The 18,542-nt window shown below is 40.1% G+C and carries 20 protein-coding genes, 1 tRNA gene and 2 pseudogenes; 7 read left to right on the forward strand and 16 right to left on the reverse strand.

Annotated features, from left to right (window positions below):
- The first annotated feature begins 11 nt into the window (after positions 1–11).
- Positions 12–647 (forward strand): alpha/beta hydrolase, encoded by a 636-nt coding sequence (locus KV40_RS09605; protein WP_172657262.1) that lies wholly within the window; start codon positions 12–14, stop codon positions 645–647.
- Between the two features lie 42 nt (positions 648–689).
- Here the strand turns inward: KV40_RS09605 and KV40_RS09610 are convergent, their stop codons facing one another.
- Both KV40_RS09610 and carA read right to left on the reverse strand, forming a co-directional pair.
- Positions 690–1,019, reverse strand: coding sequence for a hypothetical protein (locus KV40_RS09610; RefSeq protein ID WP_036480301.1), 330 nt, complete (start codon positions 1,017–1,019; stop codon positions 690–692).
- A 13-nt stretch (positions 1,020–1,032) separates the two neighbouring features.
- Positions 1,033–2,169, reverse strand: coding sequence for a glutamine-hydrolyzing carbamoyl-phosphate synthase small subunit (gene carA, locus KV40_RS09615; RefSeq protein WP_036480303.1), 1,137 nt, complete (start codon positions 2,167–2,169; stop codon positions 1,033–1,035).
- 282 nt (positions 2,170–2,451) lie between these two features.
- Between carA and KV40_RS09620 the strand changes: the two genes are divergently transcribed.
- Positions 2,452–3,393 (forward strand): hypothetical protein, encoded by a 942-nt coding sequence (locus KV40_RS09620; protein ID WP_036480306.1) that lies wholly within the window; start codon positions 2,452–2,454, stop codon positions 3,391–3,393.
- Between the two features lie 175 nt (positions 3,394–3,568).
- Positions 3,569–3,844 (forward strand): annotated as a pseudogene (locus KV40_RS09625) (pentapeptide repeat-containing protein); the annotation flags it as partial.
- 19 nt (positions 3,845–3,863) lie between these two features.
- Here KV40_RS09625 and KV40_RS09630 read toward each other — a convergent pair.
- A pseudogene (locus KV40_RS09630) lies at positions 3,864–4,726 on the reverse strand (IS1634 family transposase).
- A 112-nt stretch (positions 4,727–4,838) separates the two neighbouring features.
- Here KV40_RS09630 and KV40_RS09640 point away from each other — a divergent pair.
- Together KV40_RS09640 and cutA are read left to right on the forward strand one after the other, a co-directional pair.
- Entirely contained in the window at positions 4,839–5,450 is a 612-nt protein-coding gene (locus tag KV40_RS09640) for a pentapeptide repeat-containing protein (protein ID WP_052055509.1), read from the forward strand.
- Positions 5,447–5,773 carry a divalent-cation tolerance protein CutA gene (gene cutA / locus KV40_RS09645; protein WP_036480308.1) on the forward strand — a complete coding sequence of 109 codons (327 nt, stop codon included), beginning with the start codon at positions 5,447–5,449 and terminating at the stop codon, positions 5,771–5,773. The genes KV40_RS09640 and cutA overlap by 4 nt, the downstream gene beginning before the upstream one ends.
- 208 nt (positions 5,774–5,981) lie before the next feature.
- Here cutA and KV40_RS09650 read toward each other — a convergent pair whose 3' ends face one another.
- Entirely contained in the window at positions 5,982–6,371 is a 390-nt protein-coding gene (locus KV40_RS09650) for a phosphomannose isomerase type II C-terminal cupin domain (RefSeq protein ID WP_036480310.1), read from the reverse strand.
- A 94-nt stretch (positions 6,372–6,465) separates the two neighbouring features.
- Positions 6,466–6,837, reverse strand: coding sequence for a DUF4359 domain-containing protein (locus KV40_RS09655; protein WP_036480312.1), 372 nt, complete (start codon positions 6,835–6,837; stop codon positions 6,466–6,468).
- Positions 6,838–6,942: 105 nt separating this feature from the next.
- On the opposite strand from KV40_RS09655, the gene KV40_RS09660 reads away from it, so the two are divergent.
- Positions 6,943–7,015, forward strand: a tRNA-His gene (locus tag KV40_RS09660).
- Positions 7,016–7,333: 318 nt separating this feature from the next.
- Here KV40_RS09660 and KV40_RS09665 read toward each other — a convergent pair.
- The 8 genes from KV40_RS09665 to KV40_RS09700 all read right to left on the reverse strand — a co-directional run bounded on the left by KV40_RS09665 (position 7,334) and on the right by KV40_RS09700 (position 14,773).
- Complete coding sequence (locus KV40_RS09665; protein ID WP_036480314.1) at positions 7,334–7,606, reverse strand: hypothetical protein; 273 nt, start codon at positions 7,604–7,606, stop codon at positions 7,334–7,336.
- Positions 7,607–7,742: 136 nt separating this feature from the next.
- Complete coding sequence (locus tag KV40_RS09670; protein WP_036480316.1) at positions 7,743–8,084, reverse strand: nucleoside triphosphate pyrophosphohydrolase family protein; 342 nt, start codon at positions 8,082–8,084, stop codon at positions 7,743–7,745.
- Positions 8,085–8,115: 31 nt separating this feature from the next.
- The gene (locus KV40_RS09675; protein ID WP_052055510.1) at positions 8,116–8,982 is read right to left on the reverse strand and encodes a histone deacetylase; all 867 of its coding nucleotides are present in this window, start codon (positions 8,980–8,982) and stop codon (positions 8,116–8,118) included.
- Between the two features lie 40 nt (positions 8,983–9,022).
- Positions 9,023–10,771 carry an ABC transporter ATP-binding protein gene (locus tag KV40_RS09680; protein ID WP_036480320.1) on the reverse strand — a complete coding sequence of 583 codons (1,749 nt, stop codon included), beginning with the start codon at positions 10,769–10,771 and terminating at the stop codon, positions 9,023–9,025.
- 86 nt (positions 10,772–10,857) lie between these two features.
- Positions 10,858–12,000: a citrate synthase gene (locus tag KV40_RS09685; RefSeq protein WP_036480322.1), complete on the reverse strand. Its 1,143-nt coding sequence runs from the start codon at positions 11,998–12,000 to the stop codon at positions 10,858–10,860.
- Positions 12,001–12,146: 146 nt separating this feature from the next.
- Positions 12,147–12,641 carry a phosphohistidine phosphatase SixA gene (gene sixA, locus KV40_RS09690; protein ID WP_036480325.1) on the reverse strand — a complete coding sequence of 165 codons (495 nt, stop codon included), beginning with the start codon at positions 12,639–12,641 and terminating at the stop codon, positions 12,147–12,149.
- Between the two features lie 216 nt (positions 12,642–12,857).
- Positions 12,858–14,108: a bifunctional oligoribonuclease/PAP phosphatase NrnA gene (locus KV40_RS09695; RefSeq protein WP_036480327.1), complete on the reverse strand. Its 1,251-nt coding sequence runs from the start codon at positions 14,106–14,108 to the stop codon at positions 12,858–12,860.
- 167 nt (positions 14,109–14,275) lie between these two features.
- Positions 14,276–14,773 carry an HNH endonuclease gene (locus tag KV40_RS09700; RefSeq protein ID WP_036480330.1) on the reverse strand — a complete coding sequence of 166 codons (498 nt, stop codon included), beginning with the start codon at positions 14,771–14,773 and terminating at the stop codon, positions 14,276–14,278.
- A 169-nt stretch (positions 14,774–14,942) separates the two neighbouring features.
- On the opposite strand from KV40_RS09700, the gene alr reads away from it, so the two are divergent.
- A complete protein-coding gene (alr, locus tag KV40_RS09705) occupies positions 14,943–16,139 on the forward strand; it encodes an alanine racemase (RefSeq protein WP_036480333.1) in 1,197 nt (398 codons plus the stop codon).
- On the opposite strand, the gene mutT is transcribed toward alr, so the two are convergent.
- The 3 genes from mutT to KV40_RS09720 form a co-directional block, all read right to left on the reverse strand.
- Complete coding sequence (gene mutT, locus KV40_RS09710; protein ID WP_036480336.1) at positions 16,136–16,552, reverse strand: 8-oxo-dGTP diphosphatase MutT; 417 nt, start codon at positions 16,550–16,552, stop codon at positions 16,136–16,138. The two genes, alr and mutT, sit on opposite strands and share 4 nt — an antisense overlap.
- 141 nt (positions 16,553–16,693) lie before the next feature.
- Positions 16,694–17,023, reverse strand: a complete 330-nt coding sequence (locus KV40_RS09715) for a DUF760 domain-containing protein (protein ID WP_036480338.1) — start codon at positions 17,021–17,023, stop codon at positions 16,694–16,696.
- Positions 17,024–17,240: 217 nt separating this feature from the next.
- Positions 17,241–18,197, reverse strand: coding sequence for an RNA polymerase sigma factor, RpoD/SigA family (locus tag KV40_RS09720; protein WP_036480341.1), 957 nt, complete (start codon positions 18,195–18,197; stop codon positions 17,241–17,243).
- Positions 18,198–18,542: the final 345 nt, after the last annotated feature.

The following is an 18,542-nucleotide window of genomic DNA, read 5'->3' on the forward strand; positions in this document are numbered from 1 at the left end:
TCTAAAAATATATGACTGACAATATAACTATAAATGCTATTTCTCAAATGCCTGCTGATGGCAATCCGACTTATCTCTTTGTAATGCTTCATGGCTGGGGCGCAAATTACCAAGATTTAGCTCCACTGGCACAAATTTTAAACTTACCTGAATTTGGTTATTTATGTCCTAACGCTCCTTACGAACATTATCAAATGCCTGGTGGTAGAGCCTGGTATGCTTTGGAAAAACCAGAGTTTGATGGCTTGGTAGCAAGCAGACAGAGTTTGCGAGAGTGGTTGTTATCTTTAGAAAACACTACTGGAGTTCCTCTAAAACGGACGATTATGGCAGGCTTTTCTCAAGGAGGAGCAATGACTCTAGATGTAGGTTTGACTTTGCCTTTAGCCGCTCTCTGTAGTCTTAGCGGCTATCTACATTATCAACCACAGCCTAATGACAATATTATTGCTTATCCTCCCGCTTTAATCGTACACGGCATACAAGATCCTATAGTTCCTCTTGCTGCTGCGAAAAAAGCTAGAGACGAACTAACTAAACTTAGCGTATCGGTACAGTATCGAGAATTTGAGATGGGACATGAAATACAGCCACCAGCCATTGAGTGTGTAAAAAAGTTTGTTTTATCAGTAATTAGCGATCGATAATTTAAACTTTCTACTTTTGCCTGCCTAAAGCCTCAAGCCTTCTTACTCGTACAAAAGCTCTTCAAAACAAACTTGTCCCGTTTGTACTAAAGCATCTTGCGAGGCAGGGTCTGTATTAGAAGCTATAGTTAACTGTTTGAATTCTTGAAAAGAATACTGCTGTTGAAACTTGTTTAGGGTGCAGCTACACAGTTTTTTGGCTTCGGCTGCTTCTAAGCCTTCAGCCATTGAAGTTTGCAGGCACTCTTGGGAATACTTTCTTACAAATTCAGGGGGATATTTGGCGGTCGAACTTGAATTGGCAAAAGTTGGTGCTGCTAATAAACTGCTAGCAGCAATCGCCGATAACGATGCTAAGGAGTAAATGTTCATCTGCTTCTAGATTTTAGGTAACGTTTTCTCGCATTAAATTAACGAACCGCTCGAATAAATAGTCTGCATCGTGAGGTCCGGGACTAGCTTCTGGATGGTACTGCACCGAGAAAAAGGGCAGATTTTTGTGTCGCAGACCAGCTACAGTTTTGTCATTAAGATTGAGATGGGTAATTTCTACATCTGCACCGAGAGACTCAGAGGCGATCGCAAAACCGTGATTTTGACTGGTAATCTCTACGTGTCTCTTTAGTCCTGCTGGTTGATTTAAACCTCGATGACCAAACTTAAGCTTAAAAGTTTCCGCACCCAAAGACAAACCTAAAATCTGATGTCCCATACAAATGCCAAAGGTAGGCTTACCTGCCTTAAGCAATTCTTTGGTAGTGGCAATCCCCTCGGTAACTGCGGCAGGATCTCCAGGTCCGTTAGAGAGAAACACTCCATCGGGATTATATGCCAGGATTTTCTCGACAGGAGTGTCGGCAGGAACTACAATAACGCGGCAGCCATAGCTAGCCAAACGGCGTAAAATATTGCGCTTGATACCAAAGTCAATTGCTACTACAGTTAAAGTTTTATCGCCAGGACTTTGAGGAGAAAATTCCCAACTTGTATCGGTAGTTTCCGACCACTCGTAAATATCTTTAGTAGTGACATCGTTAACTAAATTCAAGCCGTTCATGTCTGGTGCCGCAATTACCCGTTCTAACAGGCGATCGCGATCGAGAATTTCTGTAGAGATTCCTCCATTCATCGCGCCTACAGAACGAATTTTACGAGTCAAAGCCCGAGTATCAATGCCATAGATACCAGGAATGTTTTGTTGCGTCAGGTAATCGGGAAGAGATTGGCTAGAACGCCAGTTACTAGGTCGATAAGTCACGTTGCGAGCGATTATTCCTTTAACTTTAATACCGCTGGACTCTTCATCGTCTAAATTTACTCCCGTGTTTCCCAGTTCTGGATAGGTAAAGGTCACAATTTGCCCAGAGTAACTCGGATCGGTCATGACCTCCTGATAACCTGTCATTCCCGTATTAAATACTACTTCTCCAATTGCCGTTCCTTTGGCACCAAAAGACTGACCTCGATAAGTAGTTCCATCGGCTAAAACGAGTAGTGCGGGCTTGGCTTTGCCTTGAAGCATAATGAAATATTAGATAATGTAATGTTTTGCCTAAAGCTAAATAGGTTCGCTCGAAGAACAATTTATCAGCTCTTGGCTAAAGTCTGTTAACAATCTATAAAATTAGCAACAAAATTTTGGTTTTGGCTGTAGTTGAAGTTACCAACATCAGTTTGACAAGATAGAATGTAAAACAGTGCCAAAAATAAACTTAGTATGAATGTCGATTGGATGACAGTCTAAGTGTGCCTCCTCGGCAAAAAGTTACAGTTAGTATCAATAAAATAGGTTGATAGAGAAAGCATGAGTCCCCGAAAACTGACAGAAGACGACAAGCAAGAAATTCTTCAGCTTTATCGCAGTTCTGAAGCCACTACATCTACTTTGGCAGACCAGTTTGAGGTGAGTAGTTCTACAATTAGCCGCTTTCTCAAAAACAAATTATCTAAATCTGAATACGAAGAATTAATTCAACAAAAACGCTTGGCGCGTACTCCTAGAGGTGATAAATCGAGTACTGTTAAAACAAAAAGTAGTGCCTCTAAAGTCGTTGCCAAATCGAAGCGTCTAGATAAATCCGATTCGTCGGCTCTATCTAGTTTGCCAGTTACAACCACAGAACCAGAATTAGAAACAAATTCTACAGGCGATAGAAGCGATCGCGTTGCAGACACTGCTAAGGATAATGACGAAGCTGAAACTTCAGTCAAAAAAATCCCCGAACCAGAAAGAATGATAACTAAAGCTAGCGATCGCTTAATCTTAAAAAGACAGCAAATTGAAGAAGATGATGACGAAGATGAGGTAGATGTAGCGGCACTAAGCGAGATGATTGGTGAAGATCTAATCGATCTCGAAGATGATGAAGATGATGAAGATGACGAAGATGATAGTTTGGACGCTGAAATTGACTACCCACATACTCACTCTGGTTTTGGTCTAAAAATTATACCCCTGGCTGAGGCTGCTCTGCCCCACACCTGCTATATGGTAATCGATCGCACTGCGGAACTAATTGTCAGACCATTAGAAGACTTTGGCGATTTAGGCTCGATCCCTGAAACGGAAGTTCGACAGAGAACTCTACCTATATTTGATAATCATCGCATCGCCAAGCGTTTCTCTCATCGCCGCGAACGAGTTATTAAAGTTCCCGATGGCACAATGTTTCAGAAAACCTCAACCCAACTGCAGGCTAAGGGAATTACCAGACTGCTATATGATGGGCAAATTTATGCTCTCTAATTAACAAAGCAATAATTATTCAATTGTAAAATAAGTTAAGTATAGCTTTGCAGTTTTTTTGTCAGCTAAATGAATTACGAACATCGAATGAGGGCGACACTACAAATTTAGGTTAGAAATATATATATAGCAAAACTTTATTTGTTATATAAACAATACTTATTAAATGTAGTCAATGGAAAGCAATCGACTTCTAAGACTTTACGAACAAGGATGTAGAGATTTTTCGGGAGTGAATTTAAGCGGTGCCGACTTGTCGGGAATTACGTTGATTTCCGTGAATTTAAGGGGTGCTAATTTAATGGGAGCTAACTTAAGTCGTGCTTTTTTGACTCAATCGGATTTAAGTCAAGCTGCTCTAAATTGGGCAAATCTCAGCCATGTCAAAATGAGCGAAGTCAAACTACACCAAGCCGATTTGACTAAAGCTAATTTGAGTGGAGCTTTTATCCGACATTCCGCAGAAAAGTTTAAGAGAGCAGATAATATTGACGACAATAGGAATTAAAAAACTGAAGAATGTGACTTCGTTCACTAGTAAGATTACTAATTTGTTTGACTCCACCGAAGGAAACAAGATGAACCGACATAAAGCATTGAAAAACCCAACGTAGAGTAGGGGAAGTAGTCGGTTTGCCCAACTGATTAGGAATAGTTTGCCCTGCGGTTGCCAAAGCTAGTCGTAAAGCACGTTGACCCAGACTATAAACTAAAAGAGATAAGCCCATAACTATTGCCAAAGCAGCAATCCGTTTTGGGGATTTAAGAAAAACACTACTGGTAAAGAACAAAGGCTCTTTGAGAAATCGAAAACCTCGCTCAGTAGATTGTTGTGCTTTATACTCAATCAACAATTGGTCATTGCTCAACTGATGTTTGTCCAAGACATTAGTTGCCAGAATAAATCTTCCTGCTTTTCGTTCTTCTAGAGCAATAGCATTTAGATTAGGAATCAAACTAGCATCAATTTGGTAATGAACCTGAGTTGGGAGTTGATTTTGAGGGGGTCTACCAGATTTGCCGTGACTAAAATGTGGAATTAGTTTCACATCATATCGTCATTAAGATGTTCTGGTAATATTCCTTCCCCCAGTAAATGTTCTGTAGCTTTACCCTCAAAGAATTTTGGGAACAGATATAATGGAGAGCTAATCATGCCCAAGCCATTGATAATCATGGCTTTCACTGCTTGCCCTGTTGTTACTTTTTGGTTGCCATGAGAAGCGATAATTTTGTCTATTTCCTCTACTAGCCCAATTTCATCAATTATTCCTGCGATTATTCCACAGTGATTTAGGTCTTTAACTTTTACTTCTGCTGTTGATGGTGTCATGATTTTTAACATACCATCAACTTTTTCTTTAATTTAACTTGATTTGATATCCAGACTTGATTCTTCCGATAATTATTCAGTTATTTTTTTATTTCTGCGGAATGTCGGTTTTATGGTTAAATCAGAGTTGATCGCAGCTAAACTTAGTGGAGCCGATCTCTCTTATACCAATCTTAGAGCCGCTAATTTACTAGCAGCAAACTTATGTGGAGCTAAATTTAAAAAAGTCAATTTGCGTCAGGCAAACTTAGAGCGAGCTAATCTCAATTGGGCAAATATCACCGAAGGAAGACTTACAGAGGCGCGTTTAAAAGCTACTACTCTATCGGAAGCTAATTGCAGTCAAACATTGCTCAAAAATGTCGATCTCAGTAATGCTAATTTGGCAGAAATTAATTTTAGCCAGGCTATACTTAGCGATTCTAATTTAACTAATGCCAACTTAACTAGAGCCAATTTAGAAGCGGCACGAATGCACAAAATAAATTTAACTGGAGCTAATTTGACTGGAGCCAAACTGTTTCGAGCCAATCTAGAACGCGCTAATTTGACTGATGCTAATTTTGTTCTAGCTGACTTACGCTTTGCTAATCTCCGACAGGCAATTTTGGCTAATGCTAATTTAGAATGGGCGGCGATCGATAATACAATATTTTCAACCGATCGCACAGAGGTCAATTATGATAATTGTTGTGCGGTATCCGTTGGTGGTAGTTCGCTATGAACTCGAATGTGTCTCAATATGGCGTAATTTTAGTAACCGTTGCCTCTCCCGAAGAGGCAGAAGAGATCGCTCGCGTACTTTTAACTGAAAAGTTAGCCGCCTGTGTAAATATTTTTCCCGTAAACTCCATTTATATCTGGCAGAAAAAAATCAATCGCGATCGCGAATGGCAGTTGACGATTAAGACCAATCTAGCTATTTTCGACAAGATACAAGCGAAAATAAAAACACTTCATAAGAATGAAGTGCCAGAGATTATCGCCATACCAATAGTAGCTGGTTCGCCACAATATCTTAATTGGATTGAAGACAGTCTTAAGTAGACAAGTTATTTTTTATCGCTTTGCTTAAAGTCAAAAATATTAAGTCAAAAATAAAAATTTGTGTGCTTTAGTCTTTTGGCTTGAGTTTTGGGTATAAGACCCCCACTAAAAACCTTCGATTAAAGTTGGCATAATTTTAAGTGCCCGATCTGGATCTCGCTCTTAAAAACTTATTTTTGCCTTTTGCCTTTTGCCTTTTGCCTTTTTTTTATGCTGTTTGCTCGGAAAAGCGAATAATATCGTCATCTCCTAAGTATTCTCCATTTTGTACCTCAATCATTACCAAAGGAATAACTCCTGGATTTTCTACGCGATGGGGAGTGTTCATGGGAACATAAGTTGATTGTTTCTGCATGAGTAAAGTTTCTTTACCATCACAGGTTACTTTGGCAGTACCAGAAACTACTACCCAATGCTCGCTGCGATGATAGTGCATCTGGGTACTCATGTGTTGTCCTGGATTGACTTCGATACGATTAATTCGATAGTATTCTCCTTCTTCTAGCATCGTAACTTTTCCCCAAGGTGGAGTACGAGTAGGCTCGGTTTTAATCGTAGAAGTATGATTTTGATTTTCTACTCTGTCAGGCTCGTTCATAATTGGTTATATAATATTTTTTAGTTATTTCTTTTATACCTAGTTTAATCTCATTTTTTGTCAGGATTGAAAATCTTTTCAATCCCTTAAACAGCTACAGTTCTTCTGCTTTATAGATAAAAAAACTATTAAATATACCGAGAGTCTCTACTTGATAGTTAGCAACCGAAGTAGGTACTGGTAAATTGGTTTGATAAATACTAAACAACACAAAGTTGTGTCTTAGAGTGTTGCTGTCTATAGTTGCAGCTAGATAGGGACGGGCTGTATCGACTAAATTATAACAGTGAGGTTGCAACCATTCTCCGACTGTATTGTTAGACTGACGACAGAATTCTCGAAGACGGGCATTAAGAATTTGAGCGGCATACTCTCTGTATTCTTGCTGTCCTGGATTGGTCGCGATCGCGATCGCACCCAACCCAATACTGAGAATTACACCAACACCAATTAATCGTGAATTCATTAAAGCTATCTGTAGAGATTTTTTATGCAGTCAGAAGAAGTTTCTCTGTCCTATAATTTTAAACGAACTTTGGTTGTGTTATAATAATTCGGCAACACAAACATGGCGGGCGTAGCCAAGTGGTTAAGGCAGTGGGTTGTGGTCCCACCACTCGCGGGTTCAAATCCCGTCGTTCGCCCTTAAAAAATGTACAATGACAGATTAAGTTTTGTTGGAGACAAATTACTCTTATCAAGTTAAATTATGTGTCATATAGACAAATTCTTGTCACTACTTTTCGTTCTCAACTACGCTCAGTTATAAACTTTTCCAGCAATACGCTACGCGCACATATCGGTCACTCAATTGCTTATTCTTCGCTGATTCATTTTTTAACCGAATCCTTAAAATAAGAGGGTTTTAGGTACTTTTGTTAGGCAACCAGCTTCGTATCATACCTCGATTCAGCAACGCCATAAATATTATTGTGCTGCACGGATTAATTTATCGAACTTTACTATTTATGTCTGCGTTTTTTTCGAGAACTTTTTAGTGGAGTTCGATCCGAACCAAAATATTTTTCACTGCGATAACGTAACCAAACTCGGAGAACTTGAGGAATTTGGGCTTTTTGTTCTTTTGTCAGAGTATTGTAGAGCTTTAACGCCTTTTCTCTTTCACCACGACAAGCAGCATTGTTATGTGCATCCCAGTAACTTCTAGCAACTCTAATGCGGCGACAAACTTCTTTAACTAATTCTCTCTCGCTGAGATTGGTATTGTCAGTCATAATTTGATGCTATAGAAATTTTCGGTTAGGATAAAATACATTTCAATCTTGTTATACTTTAAGCACTGTGATTTCCAGATAAATCAAGGGTTAGCTAGTTTTTTTCTATTAAAAAATAATGTACTCAGCTATCTAGCTAGTTTCGAGAATTGGTATTAATGCGGTTAATACTGTTCTCACTAGAAAAACCCTGGGGATATCTAGCTTTTAGTTTCTCAATATTTTTGGTCGCGATCGCCTCTAAGTCTAAATCTAGTTCCTCAGCCAATACTGCAAGATACCAAAGGATATCTCCAAGTTCCAAAGCAATCTTATTTTTATCTAATTGATGTCCGTGAGCAACTACTTTTTTTAAATAATCGATCGCTTCTCCAGTTTCACCAGCTAATCCCATACACCAGATAGCTATAGCTTTTTCTTTTGAGTCTGGTTGGCTAGAAGTAAGTAAAGCTTGTTGTTGATAGTCTTTAAAATCCATATTTTTAATTTATTTTTTCTTTGTCTGAATGCTAATTTGATAGTTGTTCTTTTGCCGCACGATACAGTATTGAGTGGCGATAGACCAAAGCCGACATATCTTTACCATAACCACCGCCAATTACTCCAGCTACGGGGCATCCTGCTGCAAAGCAAGTACTCAAAACCAGGCGATCGCGCCGATAAATCCCCCAATCGCTTAGAGATAATTTACCCAGGACATCGTTAGTATGCACATCTACTCCAGCATCGTATAGTACCAAATCTGGTTTGACCTCAGAAAGCAAATCGGGCAAGTTTTTGGCGAGTATTTGTAAATAACCATCATCATCTAAACCTATAGGTAAGGAGATATCCAAATCGCTTTGCTGCTTAGTACCAGGGAAGTTAGCTTCACAGTGCATCGAGAAGGTAAACACGCTGTCGTCATCTTTAAAGATATCTGCCGTACCGTCTCCTTGATGTACGTCAAGATCGACAATCAAAATTTTCTTAACCAAACCGCGATGTTGCAATTCGCGAGCGGCGATCGCCAAATCGTTGAAAATACAGAATCCCGAACCATAGCTAGGAAAAGCATGATGCGTACCGCCAGCAGTATTACAAGCACATCCATGTTCTAAAGCCAGCTGCGCGGCTAAAATCGTTCCCCCGACAGCAATACGAGTACGCAGAGAGAGTTCCCGACTCCAGGGCAAACCAATACGGCGTTGAGCTTTAAATTCTAATTTCCCTTCGCAGTAAGCTCTAACGTAATCGGCAGTATGAACTAGCTCAATTGTGGAATAGCTACTTATCTGCGGTTGCTTGATTTCTTCTGGTGCAACTATGCCATCTTTAACTAATAAATCTCGCAGCAGCCCAAACTTAGCCATCGGAAATCGGTGTCCTTCTGGCATCGGCGCGACATAATCGGGGTGATAGACAATAAACAATTTCTTAATTCAAAACTTCTTCTAACTGATGCTGCTGCCACAGTGACTGATATGTTCCAGGCTGCTGCAATAGTTCTTCGTGTGTTCCATCCTGAACGATTTTGCCTTTATCCATAACCATAATGCGATCGCAAATAGCCGCAGCCGCTAGCTGATGGGAAATAAAGATTACCGATCTTCGTTCGCGTTCGGGAGAAAGATTGTTTAAAATTTCTGTTGCCGTTTCGTTATCGACGCTAGAAAGAGCATCATCTAAAATTAGCACTGGCGCGTCTACCAATAAAGCCCTCGCTAGAGATGTACGCTGTCTCTGTCCCCCAGAAAGGGTAATTCCCCTCTCTCCAACTAGAGTTTTATATTGTTGGGGAAAATTGATAATTTCAGGGTGAATTTGAGCTTGTTTGGCGGCGTATTCTATTTCTGGTGATTCTACTAAGGGTTCGCCATAACGAATGTTATTTTCAATCGAGGTACTAAAGAGAAAGCTATCTTGGGGTACATAAGCGATCGCACTACGTAAAGCGTCTAAATCTAACTGAGTAATATCGCGCTCGTCTAAAAATAGCTGTCCTGCTTCGATGTTTAATAATCTAGGAATGGCATTAGCTAACGTCGATTTACCAGAGCCAATTGCGCCAACAATAGCCACCGTTTCTCCTGGTGCGATGGTAAAGTTGAGATCGTCTAAAGCAGGTTTATCGCTGTCGGGATAAGTATAGGTGAGATGCCGAGCAATAATTTTGCCTCTGACCGCCTTTTTTGGCAAAACAATTGCATGGGGAACATTTTTAATTTTGGGTTGAGCTTGAAATATTGCTTCGACGCGATCGATACTAACTTCACCTCGTTGATAGGCAGTAATGGTAAATCCTAATAAGGCGGTAGGAAAAACCAAACGCTCTACTAATAGAATTAATGCTACTAAGTTTCCTACGGTAATTGCACCGCTAGCGATCGCATTAGTTCCCAGCCAGAGTAAAATTAATAAACTAATATAAGAAATCCCTTCAATAACTGGAAAGAGAATATTTCTGATTTTGGCTAGTTTGAGGTTGGCACGCAACAAACGCTGATTTTTGATCTCAAAAGCCTGTCTTTCTTGGTTTTCCTGAGCGTAAATTCTAATCAATGCCATACCGCTCATATCTTCTTGGATCAGTTCGCTTAGATCGGAAAGCTTTTCCTGCACTACTTTTTGGCGATCGCGCAGTTGCCCGCTAAATAGCTGTACGGTAATAATCATTACGGGATATACGGCGATGGAAATCAAAGTCAGGCGCACGCTGATAGGAAACATTTCCCGTAGAGTTAAGGTATAGGCAAAAATCACGTTGACTATACTCAATAGGGCAAATCCCACCAAACGTCTGATATTATCTACATCGCTGGTAGCGCGGTTAATTAGATCGCCAGAAGTATTATTGGCAAAATAAGCTGGTTCGATGCCTAATAAATGCTGAAAAATCTTTTGCTTCAGTAAAAATTCCACCTGTCTGCCTACCCCAAAAATCGAAAGACGAGACAGCATCCGAAAGATCCACATCAATACCGAAAACAGCAAAAGTAACAGCGCAAAGCGAGACAGTTCGGAAAAATCAAAGTCGTTACTAAGTCGATCGATACTGTCGCCTATTAAACGGGGAATTCTAGCTCCCAAGTAGTTAACCACCAGAAGCGCGACGACACCCAGAGAAACCATTCGCCAATGGGGACGAAGGTAGTTAAATAATTGTTGCAGCCGAGAATTTGCCATGATACAAATCCTAGCAATTTTTAACCACCTTACCCACCTTTCTACGGGTATATGTTTTCTTTTTGTTCTTAGCTAAAGCCTATAAACTATCTTTCTGCTATAGGAATATAGGGAGCATTATGTTTTCCTGCATACACTTGAGTAGGACGAAAAATACGATTGACGGCTAGCTGTTCTTTCCAGTGAGCCAACCAGCCTGCCACGCGAGCGATCGCAAATATGGGAGTAAACAAATCTGTAGGAATGCCTAGTTTGCGATAGACTAAACCAGAATAAAAATCGACGTTGGGATAAATACCTTTGTGTGCCAACTTTTCAGAAACCAATCTTTCTAGTTCTAAGGCAATATCGTAATAGCGATCGTAGCCCATCGAGCTAAATAGTTTTTCTGCTAATTCCTGCAAAATAGTGGCTCTAGGATCTTTAACTTTATAAACTCGATGTCCAAAGCCCATAATTCTTTTTTTCTTGGCTATATGTTCTTCTACAAAAGGACGAACATTTGCGACCGAGCCAATTTCTTCTAGCATTAACAATACTTCTTCATTGGCACCACCGTGTAAGGGTCCTGCTAGAGTACCTACTGCTGAAGCCACTACGCCATAAGGATCGGTTAGGGTAGAAGCTGTTACCATTGCCGAAAAGGTAGACGCATTAATTGTATGTTCGGCATGCAGGGTCAAACACACGTCAAAAACTTTAGCTGCTATCGGATCGGGTTCTTTCTCTGTCAGCATGTACAAAAAGTTAGCAGCATAGTTTAATTCGTCATTAGGTTTGATCGCATCATTTCCCTTTCGCATTTGGTGGAAAGCTGCAACCATTGTCGGTATTTTTGCCATGAGCCGTACCACAGCTTTTCTAATGTATTCGGGATCGTCTAAAGCACGACGAGAATAAAATAGTCCTAACGCCGCAGCAGAGGTTTGCAAGGCATCCATTGGATGTCCGCTTTCGGGAAAACATTTCATCATGTCCCGAATACGATACTTAATTCGGCGATGAAACAAAATATCGATTTCAAATTCTCTAAGTTCTTCCTGACTTGGTAACTTACCCCAAATAAGTAAATACGAAGTTTCTAAAAAACTTCCTTTTTCAGCCAATTCTTTAATGTCGATCCCACGATATTCTAATATGCCTTGATTGCCATCGACATGACTAATACTAGATTTTGTAGCGGGTATTCCTTCTAAACCTGGTTTATATTCACAAAATGTAGCTGTCATAAATTTTCCTATATTCTTGATAAGGATAATATATCTGAAGCTACCGTAGATAAGGAAGAGCTTAAGTGGCGACTTTTACCAAAGTAATACTAAATTTATTTTTTTAGAGCGCGATCGCTCGTTCCACAACTCTCAAATCAAAAAAACTAAATCGTCCATTTCGGCGAAGTCAACAAAAACAAATTACTTCTGGCAATTGGCGTACCACTGTCGGATATTTCTAAGCCAATAATGCCAGCTTTTTTTAAAGTCAAACGCTCTTTTACACCTCCCCACACCAACATTTCTGCCCAATTAGACAAGTCTGGTTGATGACCTACTAAAGCTAAACTGCCATTTTTATTATCCCGATACCATTGCTGCTGCCATTTAATCCATCGCTGAATATCTCCATCTGGCTTGAGAAATTCGTAGTGTTCTATATGCGAACTCAAGCCGACCTTTTGTAAGATGTTAGCTGTTTGATAAGCTCGCACCAAAGGGCTAGTCAAGATTAAGTCAAATTTTATGCCGATAGACAGTAAGCGTTGAGCTACCTGGGTTGTTTTTATCTCGCCAATTTCCGTCAAAGGACGCTGTTCGTCATCCGTATAAGTTCCTCTTTCAGCGGCGATACCGTGCCGAATTAAATATACTTTCATTTCATTAAAGGCAACAGGGAATAGGCAATAGGCAAATTCAGTAAAAACAGACCAAACGCAACCGCTAACGCGGCAAGTACAGCGCGTACGCGCTGTACGCAGGAGCGGTGCTTTGAGCCGAAAGGCTCTACAAAACAGTGAAAAAAGGTAGGTACAGCTTTTTTTCTGCTTTCACCAACTAGTTGCTTTCGCTATTTAAATAATTAAAGCATCACATTAGTCGGTTTGAATTAGGTTATCTTCTGGTTGTACCAAGCGCAATAATTTTTGCTTGATTTGAATGTCGAATACTTCCCATTTAAGTCTGGCATAGTCGGAATTGTCATTAAAACTACCCAAAAAACCAATGGGAATTTCAAATCCCCCTGCCATATAGCGACCACCGCCAAAAAATCTTCCTTGAGTATCTCTACCAAAAGTTTCTTTAATAAACTCGTCGGGATCGAGGGTTAGTTTGGCAGTTCTCAAAGAACCAATCACCAGTTCGATATCTTCATCTTCGTCATGAACGATACCGTAGACTACGGCAGTATGAATATCTTCTTCGGTAACTAAAAAGTCTGCCGCTTGGGGAATTGCATCGCGGTCATCATAGCGTAGATAACCTACTCCAGAAATAGAAAAGTTATTTTTAATAATTCTATTTCTCAAAGCCCGCTCGATTACATCCATAACGCGACGCGACCTGGCAGATTGCATTACGGCATTGAGCAACTGAGAATCGTAATAGCGACTCAAATACGCTGCTGCCATAAAATCTTCTTCTTTTGCCTGCATCAGACGGTTGGTATCAGATCTCAGACCGTGCATCAAAGCAGTGGCGCATTTAACATGATTGTCGTTACTGGTGTCAAATTCGAGCATCCCTTCTTTGATGTATTGAGTCAAGATAGTTGCAGTAGCTCTAGTTTGAGGACGCAAATCGATAAAATCTGCTGCTAGCTCTTTTTGTTTGCTGTGATGATCTATTACTACCACCAAAGGGATTTCAGCTTCTTCTACTACTCGATATAGTTGGCTATTAGTCCCCTGACTATCAATCAAAACACAACCCTGATAAACGGATAGATCTTTAGCTTGCAAAGAATTATTTAAGATCCTTTGCGCGGGTAAAGCAGTCAATCTAACTAAAGCTATGTTTTCTTGGTGCGATACCGTTCCGCCGTAAACTATGTCGCACTCAATATCGTAATTTTCTGCTATCAACAGGTAAGCCCAAGCACTAGAAAGAGCATCGGGATCGGGAAAATCTTGAATAACAACAATTTGACGTTCTCCCTTATGTTCCTCTAATACTTGTTGCAACTTACGAACTATAGGTTTGGGACTAGTCTTTTTTTTATCTTCGCGCTCTTGTTTGGTAGAATTAGCGGAAGTTTGAGATTGTTTATCGCTTGATTCTGGCGATCTTGGTTCTGGTCGATCGAGTAAATGATTTTCTAAAGCAGTATTGTTATTTAAAGACATATACAAAATATATTAAGAATTGACCTTCAACAAAACAAGTCCGAATTAAATTTGTTCTATCTAGGTCATTAAAGGATTTTTTGAGTTATTGAAAGGCGATCGATATTTATTTAGGCATCTAAGATCTAATTTGCCACAAAATCGCTTAGAAAGAACACCACTTTAAGTTAGATTCCAATGACATATTTCTTCCATTCTTGATTAGAATTGCCTTTGGTATGTTTGATAATTTCAAAATGAAGACTGCTATAAGGACGACGGGGCTGAGTCAATAAAGTCATATTGGCTTCTTTAGGAGTGCGATTTCCTTTTCTAACATTGCAACGAACACAGGCACCCACTAAGTTTTCCCAGGTATCGCCACCGCCACGAGAACGGGGAATAACATGGTCTATAGTTAGTTGATCTCCTTTCGCTTTACAATATTGGCAAATATGGCGATCGCGCTCTAAAACGTTACGGCGAGTTAAAGGTATTTCTTTGTAGGGAACTCGAACATAATAACGCAGTCTAATAACGGTAGGAAGAGGAAAATCTGAATATATTTGTCTGCCTTTATATTCGAGTTGCTCGGCTTTACCTTTCAACAGTAAAACTACCGCTCTGCGCCAACTGGTAATGTTGAGCGGCTCGTAGGAGGCGTTTAACACCAGAACCTTGCCCATACTCTTAATTTTTACTATTTATCTGAGATAGTAACACAAACGCACTAATTTCTGAAGTTTGGTTGGCATATCGAGTGTCGCTGAAGCCAGAACAAACGGCAACACTTGACCAAATAAATTTCTAGTTTATATTTGGGGATAATTAACCAATCGAGAATCAACTCTGCCTATGTTAAGTTGGCAAAATACAGATTTGTCTTTAAAAGACGATCGCCTGTCGTTGTTAGTAAGTCGTCAACGCGCTTGGGTAGAAATAGATCTTCAGGCATTAGCAGATAACACGCGAGCTATCTCCAGATTTATTTCGCCTCAAACCGAGCTAATGGCAGTAGTAAAAGCAGATGCTTACGGTCATGGTGCGATTGAAATAGCCAAAACAGTTTTGGCTAACGGTGCTAGCTGTTTGGCGATCGCTACTTTAGCCGAAGGGGTAGAACTGCGTCAGGCAGGGATCGACGCACCAATTTTGATTTTAGGAGCGATTAACGCCCCCGAAGATATTAAAGCCGTTGCTGCTTGGAGTTTAGAACCAACTATTTGTAGTCCCCAACAAGCCTCTGTTTTTGCCGAGACTCTATCTGAAGTTGGACAAACGCTTTCGGTTCATCTCAAACTAGATACGGGAATGTCGCGTTTGGGAACGGACTGGAAAGACGGTGTAAAATTTGTCAACATAGTTCGGAGTTTGCCCAATCTAAACCTCAAAAGCGTTTATTCTCACTTTGCTACGGCTGACGATCCCGACAAGACCATAATGAACCAGCAGCATCGGCGTTTTTGCCAGGTGATAAGCCAGTTAGAACGATCCCAATTAACGCTGCCCTATCTGCATATAGCCAATTCTGCTGCGATGTTGAGCGATCGCTCGCTACACTACGATTTGGTTCGAGTGGGGTTGGCTCTTTACGGTCTTTATCCCGCACCCCATCTAACTGCTTCTATTCCACTCAAACCTGTTATGGCAGTTAAATCTAAGATCGCACAAATTAAAACTATTGCCCCTGGTACGGGAGTTAGTTACGGTCATCGATTCGTCGCTCACAAAGCCACTAAAATAGCCGTAGTTGGTATCGGCTATGCAGATGGCGTTCCTCGACTGCTTTCCAATCGTTTGCGAGCGATCGTTCGCGGCAAACTAGTAGCTCAAATTGGCACGATTACTATGGATCAGCTAATGCTCGATGTCAGCAATATTCCTGATTTGCAAGCAGGAGAAGTAGTTACTTTAATCGGCAACGAGGGACAGATAACACTCACTGTCGATGATTGGGCTGAGGCTTTAAATACTATTTCCTGGGAAATTATTTGTGGGTTTAAACATCGTTTACCGAGAGTAAATCTTAATAGTAGAGGCAATGGTTTTTAAGCTAAATCTTTACACAAAGCATTAATAATTTGAATGTTAGCTTGAGGAAACTTATATCTATTGAGATCGGCTCTATTCACCCAGGCAATTTCTTCTGACTCTAAAGCCTGTGGTTCTCTAGATATATGTAGGCAGTCATGTACGTATAGCGTGACTTTAAAAGTCTGATAAGTATGCTCGATGGTCAATAGACGGTTGCCAACCTCTATTTCTATAGCTAATTCCTCTTCTATTTCACGTTCTATACATTGCTCTACGGTTTCTCCTGGCTCGATTTTACCTCCTGGAAACTCCCAAAGTCCGCCCATTTCACCTTCATTACGTCTACGAGCTATCAGTATGTTTTCGTTACCATCTCTAATTACTCCTACTCCGATGATTTTGTGAGGAAGTAAAAATGACCTTTTTGTCATAAATATTGGTTGAATTGTTTTTAGCCAAAGTCAAATACCGCTCGCCTTGGCATCTATGCTTGAGAAGAGCGGTTGGATAGATTTCTGGTCTTTACTTGTATGCGGTAAAATTCTTATTAATAACCTGTATTAATGGAAAGTTTAAATTTCATGATGGCGTTCGCCTGTTAGAGAGTTTTCAAAGGTCATTCTTTGTTCTGCTTTATGTAAAAAATAACCGCTCATCATAGCAGAAGCTAATAAACGTCCCAGGTTTTCGCGACTGGTGCTAATAGCTACGTCAAATTGTTCCGATGGAAGACCTCCAAGCATACCGATAATGTTGCGTTCGATAACCTGAAATACTTCTTGAGACTCTGGTTGAGACAGTTGAGCGATAGTTTCAGGACTAAGAGATTGAACGTAATGCCATAGTTTATTACCTTCTCCCGATTCTTTAAATATACTTTGAGAATGGTTAGATCGATCCACTATTTGGCTCCTTTTGACTATACGTTATGTATGTTAAGTTGACAAATTCACCTAGTAATAGTGATTTATTAAAAATACCCCAGGTGTATTTGAACTAAGTCTATAAAATAATTACATCTATAATTTATCAGTTTTAATCTGTTACTAATATTCGGTATTACCGAACTGCCAGAAGCGAATTTTCCGTACTACGTGCAGTTCGATAATTTGTTACCCACTAACTTGCAAGATATTCGCGAATTGCGGTTTTGCGCTTGCGTAATTTTGATAGTGCTTCGCGTTCTATCTGTCGCACCCGCTCTCTACTAATGCTCAAACAGTCGCCAATTTTGGCTAAAGTCATAGGCTTACCATCATTCAATCCAAAGCGCAGCGAAATTACTTCTCGCTGTTGATTGGTTAAATCTCCCATCAACTTATCTAAGTCTCTTTGCAAGGAAGAATAAGTTGCAAAATCTTCTGGAGATTGTCCCGTATCTTCCAGCATATCGCCTAGTTCGGTGTCGTTATTGTCACCGACTCTTACGTCTAGTGAAATTGGTTGGCGAGATTTTTCCAGGTAGTCGCGCACCTGCTTGGGAGTCAGATCTAGTTCTTCTGCCAGTTCGGTGATACTGGCAGTTCTACCTTTCTGCTGTGCTAGCTGTCGCTGTGCTTTTTTGATTTTGTTGAGCTTTTCGGTAATATGAATTGGCAGACGAATCGTGCGTCCTTTTTCGGCGATCGCTCTAGTAATCGCCTGACGAATCCACCAGTAAGCATAGGTAGAAAAACGATATCCTTTAGTAGGATCGAATTTTTCTACGCCTCTTTGCATCCCAATAGTTCCTTCTTGAATTAAATCAAGAAGATCGAGATTGCGTTTGAGGTATTTTTTGGCAACCGAAACTACTAAGCGCAAATTTGCTTCTACCATTTTGCGTTTAGCCGCTTCTCCAGCATCGATTATCGAATTCATCTGCTTAGGTGACAACTCTGCTGCTTCTGCCCACTCTGCTTCTGTGGGTTCTCGACCCAACTCTTCTTGAAGTGATTCTTTAATTCGCTCGATGGCGATCGCTTTTTGAACTCTTTTGGAATAAAGAATTTCTTCCTCATGAGTTAACAGAGGAACGCGACCTATTTCTTTCAAATAACTTCTAACCAGATCGTTAGATTTTTTGGCTGTTTTCATGACGCGTTGTTAGTTTTCGAGATTGAGTGAAATTAATTGAAACTGCCAGCAGTTCAGTTGCGTAAGTATTTTTGTATTAAAAACGAAATGCAGCTTGATTGATGAGAGACTGTAGCTTTTTTGTTAAGAATAATGTCGAAAAACAAAGTTATCTTACCGACTGTTAGCTATCATCTGCATAATGGTTGATTGCACCAATTTACTGTTGTTTCTGGCTTTGCTTCTATATTTTTTCAGTCTGACCTCATTGTTTTCACTGTATTTAGAGTACACTAGTATGTTAATTATTGTAACTTATTATTAGGAAATCCAAGCAATTAATAAATTTAATCTGCTATTTGGCGT

The sequence above is a fragment of the Myxosarcina sp. GI1 genome (assembly GCF_000756305.1).
Taxonomy (GTDB): domain Bacteria; phylum Cyanobacteriota; class Cyanobacteriia; order Cyanobacteriales; family Xenococcaceae; genus Myxosarcina.

Excerpts from the sequence above, each read along its gene's own strand:
- KV40_RS09605 (WP_172657262.1), top strand. The coding sequence starts at position 12 with ATGACTGACAATATAACTATAAATGCTATTTCTCAAATGCCTGCTGAT.
- KV40_RS09610 (WP_036480301.1), bottom strand. The coding sequence starts at position 1,019 with ATGAACATTTACTCCTTAGCATCGTTATCGGCGATTGCTGCTAGCAGT.
- carA (WP_036480303.1), bottom strand. The coding sequence starts at position 2,169 with ATGCTTCAAGGCAAAGCCAAGCCCGCACTACTCGTTTTAGCCGATGGA.
- KV40_RS09620 (WP_036480306.1), top strand. The coding sequence starts at position 2,452 with ATGAGTCCCCGAAAACTGACAGAAGACGACAAGCAAGAAATTCTTCAG.
- KV40_RS09640 (WP_052055509.1), top strand. The coding sequence starts at position 4,839 with ATGGTTAAATCAGAGTTGATCGCAGCTAAACTTAGTGGAGCCGATCTC.
- cutA (WP_036480308.1), top strand. The coding sequence starts at position 5,447 with ATGAACTCGAATGTGTCTCAATATGGCGTAATTTTAGTAACCGTTGCC.
- KV40_RS09650 (WP_036480310.1), bottom strand. The coding sequence starts at position 6,371 with ATGAACGAGCCTGACAGAGTAGAAAATCAAAATCATACTTCTACGATT.
- KV40_RS09655 (WP_036480312.1), bottom strand. The coding sequence starts at position 6,837 with ATGAATTCACGATTAATTGGTGTTGGTGTAATTCTCAGTATTGGGTTG.
- KV40_RS09665 (WP_036480314.1), bottom strand. The coding sequence starts at position 7,606 with ATGACTGACAATACCAATCTCAGCGAGAGAGAATTAGTTAAAGAAGTT.
- KV40_RS09670 (WP_036480316.1), bottom strand. The coding sequence starts at position 8,084 with ATGGATTTTAAAGACTATCAACAACAAGCTTTACTTACTTCTAGCCAA.
- KV40_RS09675 (WP_052055510.1), bottom strand. The coding sequence starts at position 8,982 with ATGCCAGAAGGACACCGATTTCCGATGGCTAAGTTTGGGCTGCTGCGA.
- KV40_RS09680 (WP_036480320.1), bottom strand. The coding sequence starts at position 10,771 with ATGGCAAATTCTCGGCTGCAACAATTATTTAACTACCTTCGTCCCCAT.
- KV40_RS09685 (WP_036480322.1), bottom strand. The coding sequence starts at position 12,000 with ATGACAGCTACATTTTGTGAATATAAACCAGGTTTAGAAGGAATACCC.
- sixA (WP_036480325.1), bottom strand. The coding sequence starts at position 12,641 with ATGAAAGTATATTTAATTCGGCACGGTATCGCCGCTGAAAGAGGAACT.
- KV40_RS09695 (WP_036480327.1), bottom strand. The coding sequence starts at position 14,108 with ATGTCTTTAAATAACAATACTGCTTTAGAAAATCATTTACTCGATCGA.
- KV40_RS09700 (WP_036480330.1), bottom strand. The coding sequence starts at position 14,773 with ATGGGCAAGGTTCTGGTGTTAAACGCCTCCTACGAGCCGCTCAACATT.
- alr (WP_036480333.1), top strand. The coding sequence starts at position 14,943 with ATGTTAAGTTGGCAAAATACAGATTTGTCTTTAAAAGACGATCGCCTG.
- mutT (WP_036480336.1), bottom strand. The coding sequence starts at position 16,552 with ATGACAAAAAGGTCATTTTTACTTCCTCACAAAATCATCGGAGTAGGA.
- KV40_RS09720 (WP_036480341.1), bottom strand. The coding sequence starts at position 18,197 with ATGAAAACAGCCAAAAAATCTAACGATCTGGTTAGAAGTTATTTGAAA.